The 20,170-nt window shown below is 56.8% G+C and carries 17 protein-coding genes; 15 read left to right on the top strand and 2 right to left on the bottom strand.

Going from position 1 to position 20,170, the window contains the following annotated elements:
• Window positions 1–289: 289 nt before the first annotated feature.
• From AU11_RS03595 to AU11_RS03545, 11 genes are all read left to right on the top strand, one after another.
• Window positions 290–1,753, top strand: coding sequence for a glyceraldehyde-3-phosphate dehydrogenase (locus tag AU11_RS03595; protein ID WP_043318068.1), 1,464 nt, complete (start codon window positions 290–292; stop codon window positions 1,751–1,753).
• 507 nt (window positions 1,754–2,260) lie between these two features.
• On the top strand, window positions 2,261–3,601 hold the full coding sequence (locus AU11_RS03590) for a Na(+)-translocating NADH-quinone reductase subunit A (RefSeq protein ID WP_043316485.1): 1,341 nt from the start codon (window positions 2,261–2,263) through the stop codon (window positions 3,599–3,601).
• A gap of 2 nt (window positions 3,602–3,603) precedes the next feature.
• On the top strand, window positions 3,604–4,815 hold the full coding sequence (locus AU11_RS03585) for an NADH:ubiquinone reductase (Na(+)-transporting) subunit B (RefSeq protein WP_043316483.1): 1,212 nt from the start codon (window positions 3,604–3,606) through the stop codon (window positions 4,813–4,815).
• Window positions 4,808–5,590 (top strand): Na(+)-translocating NADH-quinone reductase subunit C, encoded by a 783-nt coding sequence (locus AU11_RS03580; RefSeq protein ID WP_043316480.1) that lies wholly within the window; start codon window positions 4,808–4,810, stop codon window positions 5,588–5,590. The genes AU11_RS03585 and AU11_RS03580 overlap by 8 nt, the downstream gene beginning before the upstream one ends.
• A 2-nt stretch (window positions 5,591–5,592) precedes the next feature.
• Window positions 5,593–6,267 (top strand): NADH:ubiquinone reductase (Na(+)-transporting) subunit D, encoded by a 675-nt coding sequence (locus AU11_RS03575; protein WP_043316478.1) that lies wholly within the window; start codon window positions 5,593–5,595, stop codon window positions 6,265–6,267.
• A 3-nt stretch (window positions 6,268–6,270) separates the two neighbouring features.
• Window positions 6,271–6,879 carry an NADH:ubiquinone reductase (Na(+)-transporting) subunit E gene (nqrE, locus tag AU11_RS03570; RefSeq protein ID WP_043316477.1) on the top strand — a complete coding sequence of 203 codons (609 nt, stop codon included), beginning with the start codon at window positions 6,271–6,273 and terminating at the stop codon, window positions 6,877–6,879.
• 18 nt (window positions 6,880–6,897) lie between these two features.
• On the top strand, window positions 6,898–8,124 hold the full coding sequence (gene nqrF / locus AU11_RS03565; protein WP_043316474.1) for an NADH:ubiquinone reductase (Na(+)-transporting) subunit F: 1,227 nt from the start codon (window positions 6,898–6,900) through the stop codon (window positions 8,122–8,124).
• Window positions 8,125–8,235: 111 nt separating this feature from the next.
• A complete protein-coding gene (locus tag AU11_RS03560) occupies window positions 8,236–9,234 on the top strand; it encodes an FAD:protein FMN transferase (protein WP_043318066.1) in 999 nt (332 codons plus the stop codon).
• Between the two features lie 2 nt (window positions 9,235–9,236).
• Window positions 9,237–9,500, top strand: coding sequence for a (Na+)-NQR maturation NqrM (gene nqrM, locus AU11_RS03555; protein ID WP_043316470.1), 264 nt, complete (start codon window positions 9,237–9,239; stop codon window positions 9,498–9,500).
• Window positions 9,501–9,618: 118 nt separating this feature from the next.
• Window positions 9,619–11,016, top strand: a complete 1,398-nt coding sequence (gene sthA, locus AU11_RS03550) for a Si-specific NAD(P)(+) transhydrogenase (RefSeq protein WP_043316468.1) — start codon at window positions 9,619–9,621, stop codon at window positions 11,014–11,016.
• Complete coding sequence (locus AU11_RS03545; protein WP_043316466.1) at window positions 11,013–11,480, top strand: thioesterase family protein; 468 nt, start codon at window positions 11,013–11,015, stop codon at window positions 11,478–11,480. The genes sthA and AU11_RS03545 overlap by 4 nt, the downstream gene beginning before the upstream one ends.
• A gap of 87 nt (window positions 11,481–11,567) precedes the next feature.
• Here AU11_RS03545 and AU11_RS03540 read toward each other — a convergent pair whose 3' ends face one another.
• Window positions 11,568–11,870 carry a hypothetical protein gene (locus tag AU11_RS03540; RefSeq protein ID WP_051686916.1) on the bottom strand — a complete coding sequence of 101 codons (303 nt, stop codon included), beginning with the start codon at window positions 11,868–11,870 and terminating at the stop codon, window positions 11,568–11,570.
• A gap of 184 nt (window positions 11,871–12,054) precedes the next feature.
• Here AU11_RS03540 and AU11_RS03535 point away from each other — a divergent pair, with 184 nt between their 5' ends.
• The 4 genes from AU11_RS03535 (at window position 12,055) to AU11_RS03520 (ending at window position 17,169) form a co-directional block, all read left to right on the top strand.
• Entirely contained in the window at window positions 12,055–13,686 is a 1,632-nt protein-coding gene (locus tag AU11_RS03535) for an alpha/beta-hydrolase family protein (RefSeq protein WP_043316463.1), read from the top strand.
• 102 nt (window positions 13,687–13,788) lie between these two features.
• Window positions 13,789–15,030 carry a lipoprotein-releasing ABC transporter permease subunit gene (locus tag AU11_RS03530; RefSeq protein ID WP_043316461.1) on the top strand — a complete coding sequence of 414 codons (1,242 nt, stop codon included), beginning with the start codon at window positions 13,789–13,791 and terminating at the stop codon, window positions 15,028–15,030.
• Between the two features lie 112 nt (window positions 15,031–15,142).
• Window positions 15,143–15,892, top strand: a complete 750-nt coding sequence (gene lolD / locus AU11_RS03525) for a lipoprotein-releasing ABC transporter ATP-binding protein LolD (protein ID WP_051686915.1) — start codon at window positions 15,143–15,145, stop codon at window positions 15,890–15,892.
• Between the two features lie 8 nt (window positions 15,893–15,900).
• Window positions 15,901–17,169 (top strand): lipoprotein-releasing ABC transporter permease subunit, encoded by a 1,269-nt coding sequence (locus AU11_RS03520; RefSeq protein WP_043316459.1) that lies wholly within the window; start codon window positions 15,901–15,903, stop codon window positions 17,167–17,169.
• Between the two features lie 102 nt (window positions 17,170–17,271).
• Here the strand turns inward: AU11_RS03520 and AU11_RS17645 are convergent, their stop codons facing one another.
• Complete coding sequence (locus AU11_RS17645; RefSeq protein ID WP_051686914.1) at window positions 17,272–19,944, bottom strand: polysaccharide lyase family 7 protein; 2,673 nt, start codon at window positions 19,942–19,944, stop codon at window positions 17,272–17,274.
• Between the last annotated feature and the right edge of the window lie 226 nt (window positions 19,945–20,170).

The raw sequence follows: 20,170 nt of genomic DNA, 5'->3' as shown, positions 1-20,170 counted from the left end.
CGTATTGTAGCGGCGAACCGTGACCGTTGCAGGTTTGGGGTTCAAAGGGTTGGAATTCACGCAATCCCGGGGTCGTGTTGCGCACCGATGAAAGCCAGGTTTAGCCCGCTGACAAATGTAGTTTAACTACAGTTTTTAGGCTGTTTTTTGCGCTGTTGCGCGGCCTCAGGTGAATCCACATAATTCGCCCGCCTTCGGGGCAGAGACAGAATTTTGAGCCATTCTTGGTGGTGTGCTCGATGAATTTCTCCGTCCCGGGCAAGCCCCAAATTCTACTTTGCAGAGGTGTCTGACTGTGACTCAGAAGCGACCGAAGCCCGCTGACTTTTTCAAGGACTGGAAAGCGCGTGAAGCGCTGGCGGAATCCATGATTCCGATGATTGGTAAGCTCAACCGGGAAAGTAATGTCGGCATTTATATGTACGGCCAAAACCTGGTGAACCGCTCCGTGCTCAGCATCATGAAGGCGCACCGCTTTGTGCGTCAGGTGGAGGAGAACGAGCTGTCTGAGTTTGAGACCTATCCAGTGCTTGAGGCCATCTGCAAGCTGGAGCTGGGCCCGGTGCATATCGACCTGGGCACTCTGACCAACAAGTACATGCGCGACCAGCGCGGCCTGTCCATCGAGGATTTTGTGCGTGAAGAGCTGGCGGACGCTTCCGGCGCTGGCAAGCCTCTGCCGCAGTCTCAGGACGTGGTGATCTACGGTTTCGGGCGTATCGGTCGCCTGGTGGCACGCCTGCTGATCGAGAAGGCGGGTAGTGGTGATGTGCTGCGTTTGCGGGCCATCGTACTGCGCAAGGGCAAGGCGGATAACGATCTGGTCAAGCGCGCCTCACTGTTGCGTCGCGACTCGGTGCACGGCGCGTTCAATGGCACCATCCGTGTGGACGAAGAGACCAACACCCTGATCTGTAATGGCAATGAAGTGAAGGTAATCTACGCCAACTCCCCGCAGGAAGTGGATTACACCCAGCACGGTATCAACAATGCCTTGATTGTCGACAGTACCGGTGTGTGGCGCGATGAAGAAGGCCTGTCCCAGCACCTGGAGAGCAAGGGCGCGGCGAAAGTGCTGCTCACTGCGCCGGGCAAGGGCGACCTGAAAAACATCGTATACGGTATCAACAACGGCGACATCACCCCGGACGACAAGATCCTTTCGGCCGCATCCTGTACCACCAACGCCATCGTCCCGGTACTGAAAGCGATGATGGACAAGTACGGTGTTGAGCACGGCCACGTGGAAACCGTACACGCCTACACCAACGACCAGAACCTGATCGACAACTATCACAAGGGTGAGCGCCGCGGTCGTTCCGCCGCTCTCAATATGGTGTTGACCGAGACCGGTGCTGCCAAGGCGGTCTCCAAGGCGTTGCCGGAGCTGAAGGGTAAGCTTACCGGTAACGCCATCCGCGTGCCGACCCCGAACGTGTCCATGGCGATCCTGAATCTGCGCCTGGGCAAGGAGACCACCAAGGAAGAGCTGAACGACTACATGCGCGATGTGGCGTTGCACTCGCCACTGCGCCAGCAGATCGACTTCACCAACTCCCCGGAAGTGGTGTCCAGTGACTTCGTGGGCTCCCGTCGCGCCTGTGTGTTCGATTCCATCGCCACCATTGTCGATGGTGACAGCGCGGTACTCTACTGCTGGTACGACAATGAATTCGGCTACAGCTGTCAGGTAGTGCGCTGCCTGGAAGATATGGCCGGGGTTCGTTACGAGCTGTTCCCGAAGAAGGACTGAGCGGGCAATCCGCATCAGTGGGGGTAATCGGCAGGGCCGCTGGTCAGGCAGATTAATCCCGCGCCACCCCCGGCGGTCCGGCCGGTGGTGGCGCCTCCAACTAAAGTCGTTGTTTTTTCAGCAAAAATTTCCTCATCTTCGGGCTATTTGGCCCTATCTGCTCTGGTAAACCCCACCTCCCATCCTTATAATGCGCGCGATTTTGCGGGGCTGCTGTGCGCCGGGAATTCTTGCGCAAAGATTGCGGGTTGCGAAGGCAATTGCGGATCTTTGCTTCCCGGACTGTGAGTGACTTCTTCTTATACCTGATAGGTGCCGACCGGCCAGACATGCCGGGACCAGTGGCCGTCGACGTGTGGCTGCTCTTTTCGCGGTCCACCTCAAGGCTTGTGTCAGGCTCTCCAAGGCTTAAGCCCCCGCACCGGGTTTCCTTTTCTTCCGGGCCCAAAAGGTCCAGAAATTTTTAAAACCTACTAAATCTACCAACTTAGAACTAGGCACAGGCGTATGAGAAAGATCCGTCGGGGATTGGATTTACCCATATCCGGCGCGCCCGAGCAGGTCATCTATGATGGCCCTGCAGCCAAAACTGTTGCGGTGATTGGTCCCGATTACAACGGGATGAAGCCCACCATGGCGGTTGCGGAAGGGGATAGCGTCAAACTCGGACAATTGCTGTTCACAGACAAGAAGACAGACGGTGTGCGCTACACCGCCCCGGCCGCAGGCCGCGTGGTTGCAGTCAACCGCGGTGTTCGCCGTGTGCTGCAGTCGGTCGTGATCGAGGTGGAAGGGGACGAGGCAGAGCAGTTCGCCAGCTACAGCGCTGACCAGCTTGCCACCCTGACTGCTGAGCAGGTACGCGTGAACCTGGTGGAGTCCGGCCTATGGACCGCCCTGCGTACCCGCCCATTCAGTAAGGTGCCGGCCCTTGATGCCCAGCCTTCTGCCTTGTTTATCAATGCCATGGATACCAATCCGCTGGCGGCGGACCCGATCGTGGTCATTGCCGAGCAGCGCGATGCATTCGCCCAGGGTGTTGAGATTCTGTCCAAGCTCGCCGACAAGACCTTTGTCTGTACCGCGCCGGACGCCGATATCCCGGTGCCCAGTGCTGCAAATATTCAGCGCGAAGCCTTTGCGGGCCCGCATCCCGCCGGCCTTTCCGGTACCCACATCCATTACCTTCACCCGGTGAAGCCTGGTCGTCAGGTCTGGACCATCGGCTACCAGGACGTGATTGCCGTAGGCAAACTGTTTGAAACCGGCAGACTTTACACCGATCGTGTGATAGCCCTGGGTGGCCCGCGTGTGACCAAGCCGCGTCTGCTGCGCACCCGTCTGGGCGCGGATCTGACAGCGCTGGTCGCTGGTGAGACTGAGGGGAGCGATAACCGCGTTATCTCCGGCTCCGTATTCGGTGGTCGCACCGCAGCTGGTCCTTTGGCCTATCTCGGTCGTTACCACAACCAGGTGAGTGTGCTGGAAGAGGGCCGTGAGCGCCCGATGTTCCACTACTTCACTCCCGGTGCGAACCGCTTTTCCGTGCTGCCGATCTATATCAGCCGTTTTATGAAGAGCAAGCGTTTCAATTTCACCACCAGCACCAACGGTTCCGAGCGCGCACTGATGCCCATCGGGACCTACGAGCGTGTGGTGCCCCTGGATATCCTGCCGACTCAGCTGCTGCGTGCGCTGATCGTAGGCGATACCCAGGTTGCCCAGCAATTGGGTGCTCTCGAACTGGACGAAGAAGATCTGGCGCTGTGTACCTTTGTGTGCCCGGGCAAGTACGACTTCGGCACCATTTTGCGGGACAACCTCACCCGTATTGAGAAGGAGGGTTAAGGATGTTGCGTAAACTACTCGACTCCATGGAGCCGCATTTCCATAAAGGCGGCAAATACGAAAAATGGTATGCCCTGTACGAAGCGATCGACACAGGTCTCTTCCAGCCTGCAGACCGCACCAAGGCCACCGCACACGTGCGCGACGGTATCGACCTGAAGCGCATCATGATCACCGTGTGGGCCTGTGCCATGATTCCGATGTTCTACGGTATGTGGAACGTGGGTTTCCAGGCCAACACCATCATTGCTGGCATGGAAAACGTGGACCTGAGCGGATGGCGTCACGCCATCATCGGCGCACTGTCCAGCTACGATGCCAATAGCGCCTGGGATAACCTGATCCACGGTGCCATGTACTTCCTTCCTATCTACGCGGTGACCTTCATCGTCGGTGGTATCTGGGAAGTGCTGTTCGCGGCGGTTCGCGGCCACGAAGTGAACGAAGGCTTCTTCGTAACCTCCATCCTGTTCGCGCTGACCTGTCCGCCGGACCTGCCCCTGTGGATGGTGGCGATGGGTATCAGCTTCGGTGTGGTGATCGGTAAGGAAGTGTTCGGTGGTACCGGCAAAAACTTCCTCAACCCGGCGCTTACCGGCCGTGCCTTCCTGTTCTTCGCCTATCCGGCGGCCATGTCCGGTGACACCGTATGGACGGCGGTGGATGGCTACACCGGCGCTACCGCGCTGTCTGTACTGGCGAGTGAAGGTCTCCAGAACGGCGCCGTAGGTGTGCCGGCAGGTCAATTGACCTGGATGGACGCCTTCCTGGGCAATATGCAGGGTTCCATTGGTGAGACTTCCACCCTGGCCATGCTGATTGCCGGTGTGATCCTGATCGGTATGAAGATTGCCAGCTGGCGTATCGTTGCCGGTACTCTGCTGGGCATGATGGCCACCGCCACCATGTTCAACTTCATCGGTTCTGAAACCAACCCGATGTTCGGTGTGCCCTGGTACTGGCACCTGGTGGTAGGCGGCTTCGCCTTTGGTCTGATCTTCATGACCACTGACCCGGTGTCTGCTGCCATGACCGACGCCGGCCGCTGGTGGTACGGCATCCTCATCGGCGTGATGTGTGTATTGATCCGCGTGGTGAACCCGGCATTCCCGGAAGGCATGATGCTGGCGATCCTGTTCGCCAACCTGTTCGCGCCGCTGTTTGACCACTTCGTTGTGCAGTCCCATATCAAACGGAGGTTGGCACGTGGCTAATAAAGATTCAGTAAAAGGTACTCTGATTGTTGCGCTGGTACTGTGTATCGTCTGTTCCGTGGTGGTCTCCACTGCGGCGGTGATGCTCAAGCCCACGCAGGAAGCCAACGCCGCGTTGGACATGAAGAAGAACGTACTGTTGGCCGGTGGCCTGATCGAGCCGGATCAGACCAGTCGCAAGGCGATCGAAGAGGCCTTCGACAACGTCACCATCAAGTATGTGGATCTGCGCACCGGCAAGTTCACTGACGAAGCGCCGGCAGGTGGCAGCGGTCGCGCTGCAGCCAAAATCGCCAGCGCCAGTGAGAAGCTGCCGGCGGACCAGGACACCGCAAAGATCATTCGCCGTGAGAACACCAAAGAGGTGTATCTGGTGGAAGAAAACGGTGAAATGCAGCGCATCATCCTGCCTGTTCGCGGCTATGGCCTATGGGGTCAGCTGTACGGCTTCCTCGCTCTGGAAAAAGACCTCAACACCGTTGCCGGTCTGGGTTTTTACGAGCACAAGGAAACACCGGGGCTGGGTGGTGAAGTGGACAACCCGCGCTGGAAATCCCAGTGGGAAGGGAAAGAAGTCTACGATGCAGACGGCAGCGTTGATCTGACCGTCGTAAAAGGTAGTGTGGACCCCAGCAGCCCGAATGCCGAACACCAGGTAGACGGTCTGTCTGGTGCGACCCTGACCAGTAAAGGTGTCGATAACCTGATCAAGTTCTGGCTTGGCAGCGACGGTTACGGTCCCTTCCTGAAAAACCTTAAAGCAGGGGAGGCATAAGCATGAGCAAGAAATTAAAAGATACTCTGCTGGAGCCGGTATTCAACAATAACCCCATTGCACTGCAGATCCTCGGTATCTGTTCCGCACTGGCGGTAACCAGCTCGCTGCAAGTGACGCTGGTAATGTGTATCGCATTGACCACGGTTGTGGCGTTCTCCAACACCGCGGTCTCCCTGATCCGCAAGCAGATTCCAAACAGCATCCGGATCATCGTGCAGATGACCGTGATTGCCTCGCTGGTAATTCTGGTTGACCAGGTATTGAAAGCCTACGCCTACGATATCTCCAAGCAGCTCTCGGTATTCGTTGGTCTGATTATCACCAACTGCATCGTAATGGGCCGCGCGGAAGCCTTCGCCATGAAGCACGGTCCTAAAGACAGCTTCTTCGACGGTGTCGGCAACGGCCTGGGTTACAGTGTGATCCTGATCGGTCTCGCGTTTATCCGTGAACTCTTCGGCGCGGGCAAACTGTTCGGTGTGGAAATCCTGCAAACCGTGAACAACGGTGGCTGGTACGTACCGAACGGCATGCTGCTGCTGCCGCCAAGCGCCTTCTTCCTGATCGGTCTGTTTATCTGGGCAATTCGCGCCTGGAAGCCGGAGCAGGTGGAAGAGGACGAGTTCAAGATTGCGCCCAACTCCAAAATGCCGTTGGCGCAACAGGAGGCCTGATCGATGGAACATTTTATTTCTCTCATCATCCGCGCCGTTTTCGTAGAAAACATGGCGCTGGCCTTCTTCCTCGGGATGTGTACCTTCCTCGCGGTATCCAAGAAGGTCGAAGCGGCGATTGGTCTCGGTGTTGCGGTAATCGTAGTACTGACCATCACCGTTCCCGTTAACAACCTGATTTACACCTACCTGCTGAAAGACGGTGCGCTGGCCTGGGCCGGTTATCCGGAAGTGGATCTGAGCTTCCTCGGTCTGCTGTCTTACATCGGCGTAATTGCAGCACTGGTACAGATCCTGGAAATGTTCCTGGATAAATACGTACCGGCGCTCTACAACGCCCTGGGTGTATTCCTGCCGCTGATTACCGTGAACTGCGCCATCATGGGTGCTTCTCTGTTCATGGTGGAGCGCGAATACAATTTTGGTGAAAGTGTTGCCTACGGCTTCGGTGCCGGTCTCGGCTGGGCGCTGGCGATTGCTGCTCTGGCGGGTATCCGCGAGCGCATGAAGTACAGCGACGTACCGAACGGTCTGAAAGGCCTGGGTATCACCTTCATTACCGTTGGTCTCATGTCGCTGGGCTTCATGTCCTTCGGCGGCATCGACATCTAAGCGGGGAGGTTGAATAACATGGAATTAACGGATATTTATTTCGGCGTCGGCATGTTCACCGTGATCGTGATCGCGCTGGTAGCCATCATTCTGGTTGCCCGCTCACGTCTAGTGAACACCGGTGACGTCAACATCCTGGTAAACGGTGAAAAAACACTCACCGTACCTGCCGGCGGTAAACTGCTGCAGACCCTGGCAGCTAACAATCTGTTCCTGGCTTCTGCCTGTGGTGGTGGCGGCTCCTGCGCGCAGTGTGTGTGTGTGGTAGAAGAGGGGGGCGGTGACATGCTGCCCACCGAAGCTGCCCACTTCACTCCGCGTGAAGCGAAGGAAGGCAAGCGCCTCTCCTGTCAGGTTGCTGTTAAGCAGGACATGAAAATTGAAGTGCCGGAAGAAGTGTTTGGTGTGAAGCAGTGGGAGTGCACTGTGGAATCCAACCCGAACGTGGCCACCTTCATTAAAGAGCTGACCCTGAAGCTGCCGGAAGGCGAAAACGTAGACTTCCGCGCAGGCGGTTACGTTCAGCTGGAAGCGCCGCCCCACCACGTAAAATTCTCCGATTTCGATATCGAAGAAGAGTACCGTGGCGACTGGGAGCACTTCGGCTTCTTTAAGCTGGAGTCCAAGGTCACCGAGCCAGTGGTTCGCGCCTACTCTATGGCGAACTACCCGGAAGAGAAGGGCGTTGTTAAGTTCAACATCCGTATCGCGACTCCGCCGCCGCGCACCGAAGGTATTCCGCCGGGCCAGATGTCTTCCTACGTCTTCAATCTGAAGCCGGGCGACAAAATGCGTGTATACGGTCCTTTCGGCGAATTCTTCGCCAAAGATACCGACAACGAAATGGTCTTCATTGGTGGTGGTGCCGGTATGGCGCCGATGCGTTCGCACATCTTTGACCAGCTCAAGCGACTGCACTCCACCCGTAAGATCAGCTTCTGGTACGGCGCGCGCTCCCTGCGCGAGATGTTCTACGAAGACGATTACAACGGTCTGCAGGAAGAGTTTGATAACTTCCAGTGGCACATCGCTTTGTCTGATCCGCAACCGGAAGACAACTGGGAAGGCTACACCGGCTTCATCCACAATGTGGTGTACGAAAACTATCTGAAGGACCACCCGGCACCGGAAGACTGTGAGTACTACATGTGTGGGCCGCCCATGATGAACGCGGCAGTGATCAACATGCTGAAGAACCTGGGCGTTGAGGATGAGAACATCCTGCTCGACGACTTCGGTGGCTGATCACCCATGATTGGAAGTGACAACACATCCACGAAAGCAGGGCCGATGAATTCGGCCCTGTTTTTGTTTGTGCATCGCGGGTTTTCGTGTCGAGCCAAAGCTGCGCTGCTAATGGTCTTACTGTTTGCGCTGTCCGGGTGCAGCCAGGAAAAGACCGTCTGGAAGCTCTCCGGCCCCACTATGGGGACCGCCTACCACGTCACCGTGGTGGATGCGCCCGGCGTGCTGGATCAGGCAGAATTGCAGGCAATGATCGACGGGGAGCTGGCCGCGGTGAATCAGGAAATGTCCACCTACATTCCCGAATCTGAGCTGATGCGCTTCAATCGCGGCCCGGTGTCTCAACCGGTGGCAATTTCGCCCAACCTGGCGCTGGTGATCGGCCAGGCGTTGGAGATCTATCGCAATAGCGGTGGCGCGTTTGATGTCACGGTTGGCCCACTAGTCAACCTGTGGGGCTTTGGACCCCAACCTGAACCCGAAACGATACCCGCGGCAGAAGAAATCGACGCGCTGCGTGCGGAGATCGGCTCCGATGCGCTGACCCTCGAGGGGCAACAGCTCAGCCGCAGTCGCCCGGTTCAGATCGATCTGTCGGCCATCGCCAAGGGCCACGGCGTAGATCGTGTGGCCGATCTGCTGACTGCGCAGGGAATCGAGAATTACCTGGTGGAGGTCGGTGGCGAGCTGCGCACCGCGGGCGTCAATCCCGCCGGGCGGGTGTGGCGGATCGGTGTCGAGCGGCCATCCGCAGGGCAGGTGGTCCAGAAGCCGATTCAGGTGGCGGGCAAGGGTATTGCCACCTCGGGTGATTACCGCAACTACTACGAGCGGGATGGTAAACGCTATGCGCACACCATTGATCCCCGTACCGGCAGGCCGGTAGAGCACCGCCTTGCGTCGGTAACCGTGATCGCGGATACCTGTGCAATGGCCGACGGCTACGCCACAGCGCTCAATGTGATGGGGGCTGAGGCTGCGTTAAAATTGGCAGAAGAGCTGCAATTGGCGGTTTTCCTGCTGGTCAAGACCGATTCCGGGTTTGAAGAGCGCGTCAGTAGCGCTTTTGCGCCCTATCTAGCAAATCAGGCTGAAAGTCAGGGGAGGTAACCGTGACTATTTATATTCTTGCGTTCATTGTTGTACTGTTGGTCATTACCGGTATGGCGCTGGGGGCCATTGTCCAGAACAAGCCCCTCAAGGGTTCCTGTGGTGGTCTGAACAAGATCGGCATGAAGAAAGACTGCGATATCTGCGGTGGTGACGACGACGAATGCGAGAAAGAGCAGGAACGTCAGCGCCAGGCCGCTCTGGCCAAGACTGCGTCAACGGATCTCGCTTACGATGCAACCGCAAAAGGTAAATCGGACCAGTAAACGGCTGCTCAGGGGCGCCTGCGCAAATTATGGGCGGACACATTCGGATGGAGAAGAGCGCTGCCCGTCGGTCGTGCTCCCGATAACAAACGAAAATTAAAACCAAGACAGTACTTCAATGGCAGATTCCAAATACGATCTGGTAGTGATTGGCTCCGGCCCCGCCGGAGAAGCCGCGGCCATGAGCGCCGCTAAAAAGGGCCTGCGCTCCGCAGTAATCGAGCGCAGCGTAGCGGTTGGCGGCAACTGCACCCACAAGGGCACTATTCCTTCCAAGGCACTGCGCCACTCGGTAAAGCAGTTGATGCGTTACAACACGCAAAGCGTGTTTCGTGCACTGGGTGAGCCCCGCCGCCTCACCTTTCCGCAGGTTATGCGTACGGTGAACAAGGTCATCAACCATCAGGTGGAGATGCACACCAGTTTTTATGCGCGCAATCGTGTAGATCTGATCATCGGTGATGCCAAGTTTCTCGATGCCAACCGGGTGGAAGTGCAGTTGGCCGATGGTGCCAAGGAAATTATTACCGCGGAAAAATTCGTCGTGGCCACTGGCTCTCGCCCCTATCGGCCAGCGGACGTGGACTTTGACCACCCGCGGGTATACGACAGTGACACCATCCTGGATATGGAGCACACCCCACAGGCGATCATTATTTATGGTGCCGGTGTTATCGGTTGTGAGTACGCGTCCATCTTTGCTGCGCTCGGTATCAAGGTCGACCTGATCAACAGCCGTGAGCATCTGCTGGAATTCCTCGACGACGAAATTTCCGATGCGCTCAGTTATCACCTGCGGGATATGGGCGTCACCGTTCGCCACCGGGAGGAGTACGCCAAGGTAACCGGCAGTGATCGCGGCGTGGTGATGGAAATGCAATCCGGCAAGCGTATTTCGGCCGATGCCCTGCTGTGGTGTAACGGCCGCTCCGGTAACACCTCGAGCCTCGGCCTGGAGAACGTGGGGCTGGAAGCCAACCACCGTGGCCAGCTCGCGGTAGACGAGCATTACTGTACGTCTGTTGAGAATATTTTTGCGGTGGGTGACGTGATCGGCTGGCCGAGCCTGGCATCGGCATCCTACGATCAGGGGCGCGCGGTAGCGGCAGCGATTGTCGGCCGTGGGCACCGCGTGATCGAAGACGCGCCCACCGGTATTTATACCCTGCCGGAAATTTCTTCCGTCGGTAAAACTGAATCGGAACTGACCAGTGCCAAGGTGCCATACGAAGTAGGGCGCGCGCTGTTCAAGCATACCGCACGGGCACAGATTTCTGGCGAGCGTGTGGGCATGCTGAAGATTCTGTTCCACATCGAGACCCACGAAATTCTGGGTATCCACTGCTTTGGTGCGGAGGCCGCGGAAATCGTCCATATTGGCCAGGCGATCATGAAGCAACCGGCGCCGAACAACAGTATCGATTTCTTCGTCAATACCACCTTTAATTATCCCACCATGGCGGAAGCGTATCGCAGTGCTGCGCTGGATGGGCTCAATCGGGTAATGCGACTGTGACAGAACCATCGGCAGATGAGTTTCGCAAGCTGATGGAGGGCGTCTTTGAACAGGTGCCCTTTGTCCGCGAAATTGGACTCAAACTGCATGATTTCAATTTTGCCGAACAGACTCTGTCGGCAAAATTTCCACGCACCCCGAAATTGATTGGAAACCACTATCACAATATCCTGCACGGTGGCGTGATCGCCACGGCGCTGGATACCGTAGGTGGCTTTACCGCGATGGTGGCGGCCTATCATCGTATGGGGGGCGCCATTGACTGGGAAGAAAAAGTCCAGCGGCTCACGCGCCTGGGCACCGTGGACATGCGTGTGGACTACCTCAAGCCCGGTCGTGGTGAAGAGTTTATCTGTGCGGGATCGATTCTGCGGGTAGGCAACAAACTGGTGGTCAGTCGTATGGAATTGCACAATGAGAAGCAGGAACTTATTTCAACAGGTACCGCGACCTTCCTGTACTGATTGATCGGGCTCGGCATGTGAACATAAAAAACGCGCTGACTGAAAAGTGAGCGCGTTTTTTTGTGCCCGTGGGGCAGTTTCGCCGATTCAACCCCGATGCTTGGCAACGGTGTGCAATACACGGTCGTACTCGAAATAGACGAAGAAGTCGGCGTACTCCCAGCGGGTAATTGCTGGCTCGCCCACCGGGCCCTGAATGTTGAGCGGTTCACCGAATTCTTCTGTGACTTTTTCCTGCTTTTTGCCGCGCAGGTGATCAGCCTCTGCAGCGTAACCCTGTTCGCCAACGGGAACCTCGACGGTGTCTGCCTGGGTAAATGCGGCGCCTGACAGGGCGGCACAGGTCAGGCTGGCGAGTGTCAGCGTGCGCATGCGATTGCTTGAGAACATTGGGGCTCTCCGGTCTGATTATTGGAATCGGATAATGGACGTTGCCACGATTAAACCAGATATTCTGCCCAAACACGCGGCATTCTTCACGTTTTTCATGTGCCGTGCTGCCCGACGTCTTATCCCGCCGGCTCCAGCCCTGTGCTAGGCTGAATCTCGAACAGGGATAACCGGACAGTCACGGATGAGGTTTGCACACTTCTTCACCAGTGGTGGCCTGCTGGTCGGCACCATCTTTTTCGCGCTCTCGCTGACGCCCTCACTGATTCCGCGAGAGGGTGTCACTCAGGGGGTGATCTCCGGGGTTGCACTGGCGGCAGGCTACGGGGTGGGTGTTTTTCTGACGTGGTTGTGGCGGTTTCTGGAACTGCCTTCGCTGAGTGACAGAACCCGCACCCGGCTGCGCTGGGTGGTCAGCGGGGCGTGTCTGCTACTCGCAGTGGGATTCCTATGGCGGGCCGCCCACTGGCAGAATTCCGTACGCGCATTGATGGGAATGGAAGAGGCGCCTGGCGTCCGCCCCATAGTGATTGCGATGGTGGCGGTACTGCTGTTTCTGGTACTGCTGCTGATCGCCAAGGCATTTCGGTGCTTGTTTTATTTCCTTGCCGCCCGCTTCCAGCACCGGGTGCCCCGACGGATTGCGGGGCTGCTGGCATTGTGCGGCGCTTTTGCGCTGTTCTGGGCAGTGTTCAACAAGCTACTGATTAAAGAGGTGCTGCACCGGGTTGATGGTATCTATCAGCGTCTGGACGCCAGCGAAGCCCCGGATCTGCCGGCACCCACCGGTGCGCTGGCGCCGGGCGGTCCGGATTCTCTGGTGCGCTGGCAGGATATGGGCCATCAGGGGCGACGCTATCTGTCTCTCCGCCCGAGGGCGAAGGATATCGCCGAAGTTACCGGCGACGCCAAGGATCCCGTCCGGGTCTATGTAGGGTTGAACGCCGCCGATACCCCCGCTCAGCGCGCCAAGCTCGCTCTGGATGAACTTAAGCGGGTAGGGGGCTTCGAGCGCTCCTACCTGATTCTGATCACACCCACCGGCACCGGCTGGGTCGACCCGGGTGCCATCAATTCTGTGGAATATCTGTTGGGTGGCGACGTCGCCAGTGTCGCCGCCCAGTACTCATATCTGCCAAGCCCGATCGCTCTGATGACCCAGGATGCCTACGGTCGCGAGACAGCGCGGGCGGCTTTTGAGGAAATCTATGGGTACTGGCGCAAGTTACCTCACAGCTCCCGTCCCAAGTTGTACCTGTTCGGCCTGAGCCTAGGTGCGCTCAACTCCGATCGCTCCTTTGATTTTTACGACATTATCGATGACCCCTTCCACGGTGCCCTGTGGGTTGGGCCGCCATTTCGCAGCGATACCTGGCGTATGGTGACCGCAGAGCGGGACAAGGGCTCGCCTGTCTGGCTACCCGAATTTCGCGGGGGGGCTGTGGTACGCTTCGGCAATCACTTTGAGGGCTACAACCGCGGGGACGCCAACTGGGGCCACTTCCGTATTGCCTACTTGCAGCACGGCAGCGACCCCATTGTGTTCTTTGATCCAAACGCGGCCTACCGCGAACCGGCCTGGATGAAAGGCACTCGCGCGCGGGATGTGTCCCGGGATCTGCATTGGTACCCGATTGTGACCATGCTGCAATTGGCAATGGATATGCACGCTGGGCTCGCCCCGATGGGGTACGGGCACAGCTATGCGCCGCAAGACTATGTGCGTGCGTGGCACCAGTTACTGGCCGTACCCGGTTGGGACAAGGCAAAAATCGAACAACTCAATAAACATCTATCAAAATGGAATCCTCGCTGAGTTATGTCGTCCAAACCTGAGTGCTTCCGACCTGGTATCGGGGCGGCGCATCCGGCTCTAAATACTTGGATTTCTTGGCGTTTTTCCGCTTAAATCACCGTCATGATAAAACCTGTTCCTCTCTATATCGGCCTGCGCTACGTGGCCGCCCGCCGGCGCCAGCAGTTTATTTCCTTTATCAATGGTTTCTCCCTATTGGGTATGGCTCTGGGGGTCTTCGCGCTGATCGTGGTGACTTCGGTCATGAACGGTTTCGATCGAGAGTTGAAAACCCGAATCCTGTCAGTCGTGCCCCATGGGTTTGTGGAGCAGAAAGGCGGCCTCGAAGATTGGCCTGCCATCGCCACTCAATTGCGCGCGCAACCGCATGTGCAGGCCGCCAGTCCATTTGTACGCGGCTTCGCACTGCTTGGTGCCAACAATCAATCCCAGGGGGTGGAGTTTCAGGGCGTCGACCCGGTGGCGCTACGGGAAGTTTCCGCGGTGGGCGAGCATATGCTGGTAGGCAGCCTGGATGGGCTGGAGTCGCGCAGCTACAACATCGTGCTCGGGCGTATTCTCGCGCGTCAGCTGGGTGTCATGCCTGGCGACAGTGTCATTCTCACGCTGCCGGATGTCGTGATTACCCCCGCCGGTATTTTCCCCCGCACCAAGCGTTTTACCGTTGCCGGTGTTTTCTCCGTGGGCGCTCAGGTGGACCAGAATATGGCGCTTATGCACTTGCAAGATGCCGCGCGCCTGCTGCGGATGCCCGGAAAAGTCCAAGGGCTGCAGCTCAAGTTTGATGATATGAACAACGCCCTCGGTCGTGTGCAAGGGTATGCCTCAAACCTCGGGGAGGGGTTTACCGGCGAAGACTGGAGCCACTCCCAGGGCAGTCTGTTCCAGGCGGTCAAAATGGAAAAGACCGTGGTCACCCTGATGCTGATGATCATCGTCGCTGTGGCGGCCTTCAATATTGTTTCCGCACTGGTGTTGATGGTGGCGGACAAGCGTTCAGATATCGCCGTACTGCGTACCCTCGGGTTGACTTCACGTCAGATCATGGCGGTATTCGTGGTGCAGGGCAGTGCCATCGGCATTATCGGTGCGCTGGCTGGCGGACTGCTGGGCACCCTGATTGCGCTGAATCTAACGGATATCGTGTCCTGGATTGAGCAGGTGATTGGTGCGCAGATTTTTGATCCGCGGGTCTTTTTCGTCAGCTTCCTGCCATCGGAATTCCGACTGGGGGACGCCATTACGGTGTTGAGTGCCGCGATCATCATGAGTCTGCTGGCAACCCTGTTCCCAGCGTGGCGCGCCGCACAGATCGCCCCGGCAGAAGCGCTGCGCTACGAGTAACCGCTGTAGTGTCTGGTGGATGCGCTGCGCTTATCCGCCCTGAAACGACGAAAGCACCAAAACCGTAGGGTGGATAAGCGCAGCGCATCCACCAACTGGAAATGAATATAAGATGAATAGCCAAGTGGAAATACACCCGGAAGAATCGACCCCGTACCCGGCCGCTGATGTGGTACTGGCCTGCCGACAGCTTTCCAAATCCTACCGGCAGGGCGCCAATGAACTGGCGGTGCTGCGGGGGGTGGAATTGCAGGTTCCCAAGGGGGAGCGTCTTGCCATTGTTGGTGCATCCGGTTCCGGTAAATCGACGCTGCTCAATTTGCTTGGTGGCCTGGATACACCCACCTCTGGTGAAGTCTGGGTGGGTGGCAAGAACCTGGCGGCGCTCAATGCCAACGAGCGTGGCTGGCTGCGCAACAGCAGTCTCGGTTTTGTCTATCAGTTTCACCACCTGCTGAATGAATTCAACGCGCTGGAAAATGTGGCCATGCCACTGCTGATTGGCAAACAGTCAGTGTCGGAAGCCCGTGCGGCAGCCACGGAAATGCTGCAGGCCGTTGGCCTCGGAGAGCGCCTGGATCACAAGCCCGCGCAACTGTCCGGTGGGGAGCGTCAGCGTGTGGCCATTGCCCGCGCGCTGGTGGCGCGTCCCGCCTGTGTATTGATGGATGAGCCCACCGGCAATCTCGACCGTGCGACCGCTCAGGAAATTCACAAGCTGATGGATCGTTTAAACAGCGAAACCGGCATCAGCTTTGTCATCGTCACCCACGACCCGGATCTGGCCGGTGCGTTGGATCGCTGTCTGCATCTGGTAGATGGCGAGCTGGTGGAAGACTGGAAGCCGAGCGACGGCGTTTAAGGAAAATAATGTTCAAACCTTTACCTGCCTTTATCGGTCTGCGGTACGCAGGCGCCCAGCGCAGCGACGAAGACTCCGCCGGTCTGGTGTCGTTTATATCCGGCCTTTCCATGATCGGGCTGATTCTCGGTGTGGCATTGATGGTCATTGTCATGTCGGTGATGAACGGGTTTGACCGCGAGTTGCGCGAGCGGATTCTCGGCATCATGCCCCATGCCACCGTCTACAACACCAACCCGGATATCAACTGGACCGCGGTACGGGACCAGATTGCCGCTGCCGACGGTATTACCGCCGCCGCGGAAGTGTGGCAGGTGAATGGGCTTGCAAAAAGCGGATTGGAAGTAACACCGTTGCTGGTGCAGGGTGTAAATCCGGAAACTATCGTCAATGTGTCGACGATCGGCGACTTTTTACAGCCGGGTAGTTTTGCTGCACTGACCAGTGACCCCGCCGAGCCCGGCATAATTCTCGGTAAAGGCATTGCCGATAAACTGGAAATCGGTGTGGGCGAGCAACTGTCTGTAATCGTGCCCCAGAGTGCCAGTGGGAATAGTGGCGGTCGTTCCGCAGCACAACTTGCCGGTTTTAAGGTTGTCGATATTTTCCATTCCGGTACCGCACTGGATCATTCCCTGGCCATTGTGGACTGGGCGCAGGCGCAATCCCTCGCCGGTGGGGCAGGGGGAGCCGGTGTGCAGATGCGAATGCAGGATATGCTGCGTTCCTTCTCCGTATTCCAGAGCCTGCTGCATCAACTCCCGGTCGAGGGCTATTACGGCAACGACTGGACTGGTACCCACGGCAATCTTTACCAGGCGATCCAGATGTCGCGCAATCTCGTGAGTCTGTTGGTCTTCCTGATTATTGCGATTGCTGCATTTAACGTAGTTTCCACTCTGGTAATGGTGGTGATCGACAAGCATGGCGATATCGCAATTCTGCGTACCATGGGGGCGAGTACCAAGGAGATTCTGCTGACGTTCGTCAGTCAGGGTGCTTTGGTTGGTCTGGTGGGTGTGCTGGTGGGCGGTGCGCTCGGTGTGCTTGGCTCACTGGTGGTCACCGATGCGGTAGCGGGGCTGGAGTCCCTGTTTGGTATTCAGTTCCTCAAGTCCGATGTGTATCCGGTAGATTATCTTCCATCTGAGTTGCAGTGGGGTGATGTGGCACTGGTGGTCGGTGCCGGCTTCCTGCTGAGCCTGATTGCAACGCTCTATCCCGCGCTTCAGGCAAGTCGCGTGCAGCCAGCGGCCGCACTGCGACAGGACTTCTAATATGTCATGCCGGACTGGGTCCGGCATCCAGAGAATCGAAGTACTGGCTCCCGGGGCAAGCCCGGGATGACGAAAATGCCCCCGTGGCCGGGGGCACATTATTTACTGATGATCTACCCAGAAATCGTAAACAACCACTTCACCGTAGTTGTCCGGATGATCGGTGTAGTCACCTTCCTCTTTGGGATTACTCTGGGTGTAGTTGCCAATCTTGAAGTAGGCATCTCCGTAGTCCAGATCCATCACATAATCGTTGGAACCGTCTTTTACAAGATACTGGCTTGCATTACCTGACAGGAATGCTTCATTCAAATTGCCATCTTCGCTGTAGTAGACGTAGTGCTTGCCATCCACAACCTCAAAGATCACCTCGTGACGGGTGCCGAGCTTGTAGTCCTCTTTAATAGTGACATTGCTTCTCAGCTTGCCACCATTAAAGCTCAGGAACAGATGCTCGCCCTCCAGACGTACAACCAGAGAATCGTCAATGCCCTCGTCCTTGTTGCCGTGGATCTGTGTGGCAACCAGCTCATCCTTCACGATCGGCAGATGGGTAATCGCCTGATCCACATATACGATGTGCTGGCCGTCTGTGGTCCAGTAAATATCCTTGCTGCCATCGGCCACACGCTCGCGAAGCTCTGAGCGAATGTTATCCGAGTTCGGCGTAGTGCCATTGTTACTGCGAACCGGTGCGCGGAAAACCATACCGTCGCCGGCTTCGTTCAGGAAGAAATACTCATTGTTGGGCTCACCACACAGAGTCTTGTCTTCCCCACCGTCGGGGTAAGTGATTTTCCACTGGTTGCAGTTTTCCATCAGGTCAGATGGAACGGTTGCGGAGCCGGAAGAACCACCGCTGCTGCCACCGGACGAACTGCCTGAAGAGCTGGAAGAGCCACCGGAAGAGCTACTGGACGAACTTCCACCAGAGCTGGAGCCGGAATCATTGTCTCCATCGTGTGACACTTCCAGGTTGTAGAAGGAAACCTGCGCGTAGTCGTCGCTGTCACCACCATTGTTCTGGTTGTAGTTACCGGCTTTAAAGTAGAACCAGTCATCGTTGTATTCTTCGGCCCAGAAAACGGTTTGGCGCGCCCAGGTACCATCGGACTTGGTCACGGTTACCGTCATTTCACGGCCTTCCACATTGACCTCGTAGCCAAATTTCTCACCTAGGGCAATACCGTCTTCCACCGGTTCCACCGTAGAGGTCAGACCATACTTGTCGGTATCGGACTCACCAAACAGCGGGATGAATACTTCAGTATCGGAGTCTTCATAGGCCATATAGACCCAGCCTTTGGTGTGGCCCGGTAGTTTGCGGTAATACAGTTTGAAGGGCTCGTGATCCGAGGCGTGAATCTGGCCAACAATCACACGACCCACACGCCACTCGGAATCGGAGTCGTATGTGTCGGATACCCGGTCTACAGAAACCGTGGCCTTCATGTTGCCGTCCACAGCGCCCGCGGCGTTGCGGTCGGAGCTGGAGGCGGTGGAAATGACCCAGTTATTGCCGAGATTGGTAGTGCCTGCACTTTCGTTCAGCATCTCACGCAACTCGGTGCGGGAGTAAGAGGAGGTGGAGGTAGAACCGCCGTTATTCGGGCACTGAAATACCATGGCGCCGGTGTCGCGGTCGGTATAAAACTCATCGGCACTTACTTCTGGTGGGAACTTTTCATCGGCATCCGGATAAGTGATTTTCCAGTTGCTCAAATCAAAGTTTTCATCAGGGTCTGCGGAAGGATCCAGATTGGCCAACGGCAGAGTGCCATCGGTACCGTAAACGAGACAGCCCACAGTAACACTGTCGCCGGAGCTGGAGGTATCGCAATCGGAGGAACCACCACTGCTACCGCCGCTGCTTCCGCTTCCGCTGCTGCCACCGCTGCTGCTACTGCTGCTCCCACCGCCGATCGGGTCGGAGTGACCGTTGTCTTCACTGATGCGGATCTCAGACAGCGAGTTCCAGGAGCTATCGCTGTTTCCATAACCGAGATAGCGTACATAGCGCGCTTCGGTTTCAAACAGTGAGAAGCTTTCCCAGGAAGCCGTGTCGCCGCTGCTTACACCGCCGGAAAGAACGGTTTGCCAGCTGGAAGTGTCATCACTGGTCTGGATGTCAAATGAAAAGCTGCGCTCGTCGCCTTTGTGAAAGGCGATGTCAACACTGCCGATTGTCTGGCTTTTGCCGAGGTCCAGCTGCAGCCACTGGCCACTGCCATCGGCAGACCAGCGAGTTTCCAGGTCATCATCCAGGACGTTGGCCGCGATGTTTTCCGCTTCGCTACCACTGGCGGTTGCGACTATCTCGGGTACACAGGCAGTACAGCCGGGATCTTCAATTTCATCACCGGGATCATCAGAACCGCTGCCGCCGGTAGTGAGGATATCGACTTCGCTGATACTGTTCCAAGCGTTGGCCGAATTACCGTAGCCAACAATGCGTACATAGCGCGCGTAGGAGTCGGAAACTTCGACACCTTGCAGCTCGTCAGAGCTGTAGGGCTGCTCATCGTCGTACACGGTTTTCCAGTTACTTCCGTCAATGGAAGTCTGAATCGTAATGGTACTTGTACGCTCATCACCTTTGAAAAAGGCAATTTCCAGCGAGTCGACGGTGTAGTACTTACCCAGATCATACTGGATCCATTGACCCTCACCTTCGGCTGACCAGCGAGTGGATAAATTATTGTCGAGCGTATTTTCGGGCTTGTTCCCGTCGTGGCTCGAAGCAGTAACATTTACTGGTTCTACGATTTGGCTCATCGCTGCTTGTGAAGCAAACACTAGAGCCGCCGTTGCCAATTTTGTTGGCAACCATTTTCGCGCGTTCATTTTTGATTCCCTTTGGGTTTTTTTAGCGCGCACAATCCCACCGATGAACGCTCAGGTTCACCTATGAAATGTGACGCAATTGTTTTATGGAGAAATTTTTACAAACTGCGAAACCACATTTGTGGCTTTTGTAAAAACGATCAAGTCAGCTCAGGAT

This window comes from Microbulbifer sp. HZ11, from assembly GCF_000708675.1.
GTDB lineage: Bacteria > Pseudomonadota > Gammaproteobacteria > Pseudomonadales > Cellvibrionaceae > Microbulbifer.
Note: the sequence above shows the minus strand (reverse complement) of the source record. Positions and strands in the feature narration are given on the sequence as shown.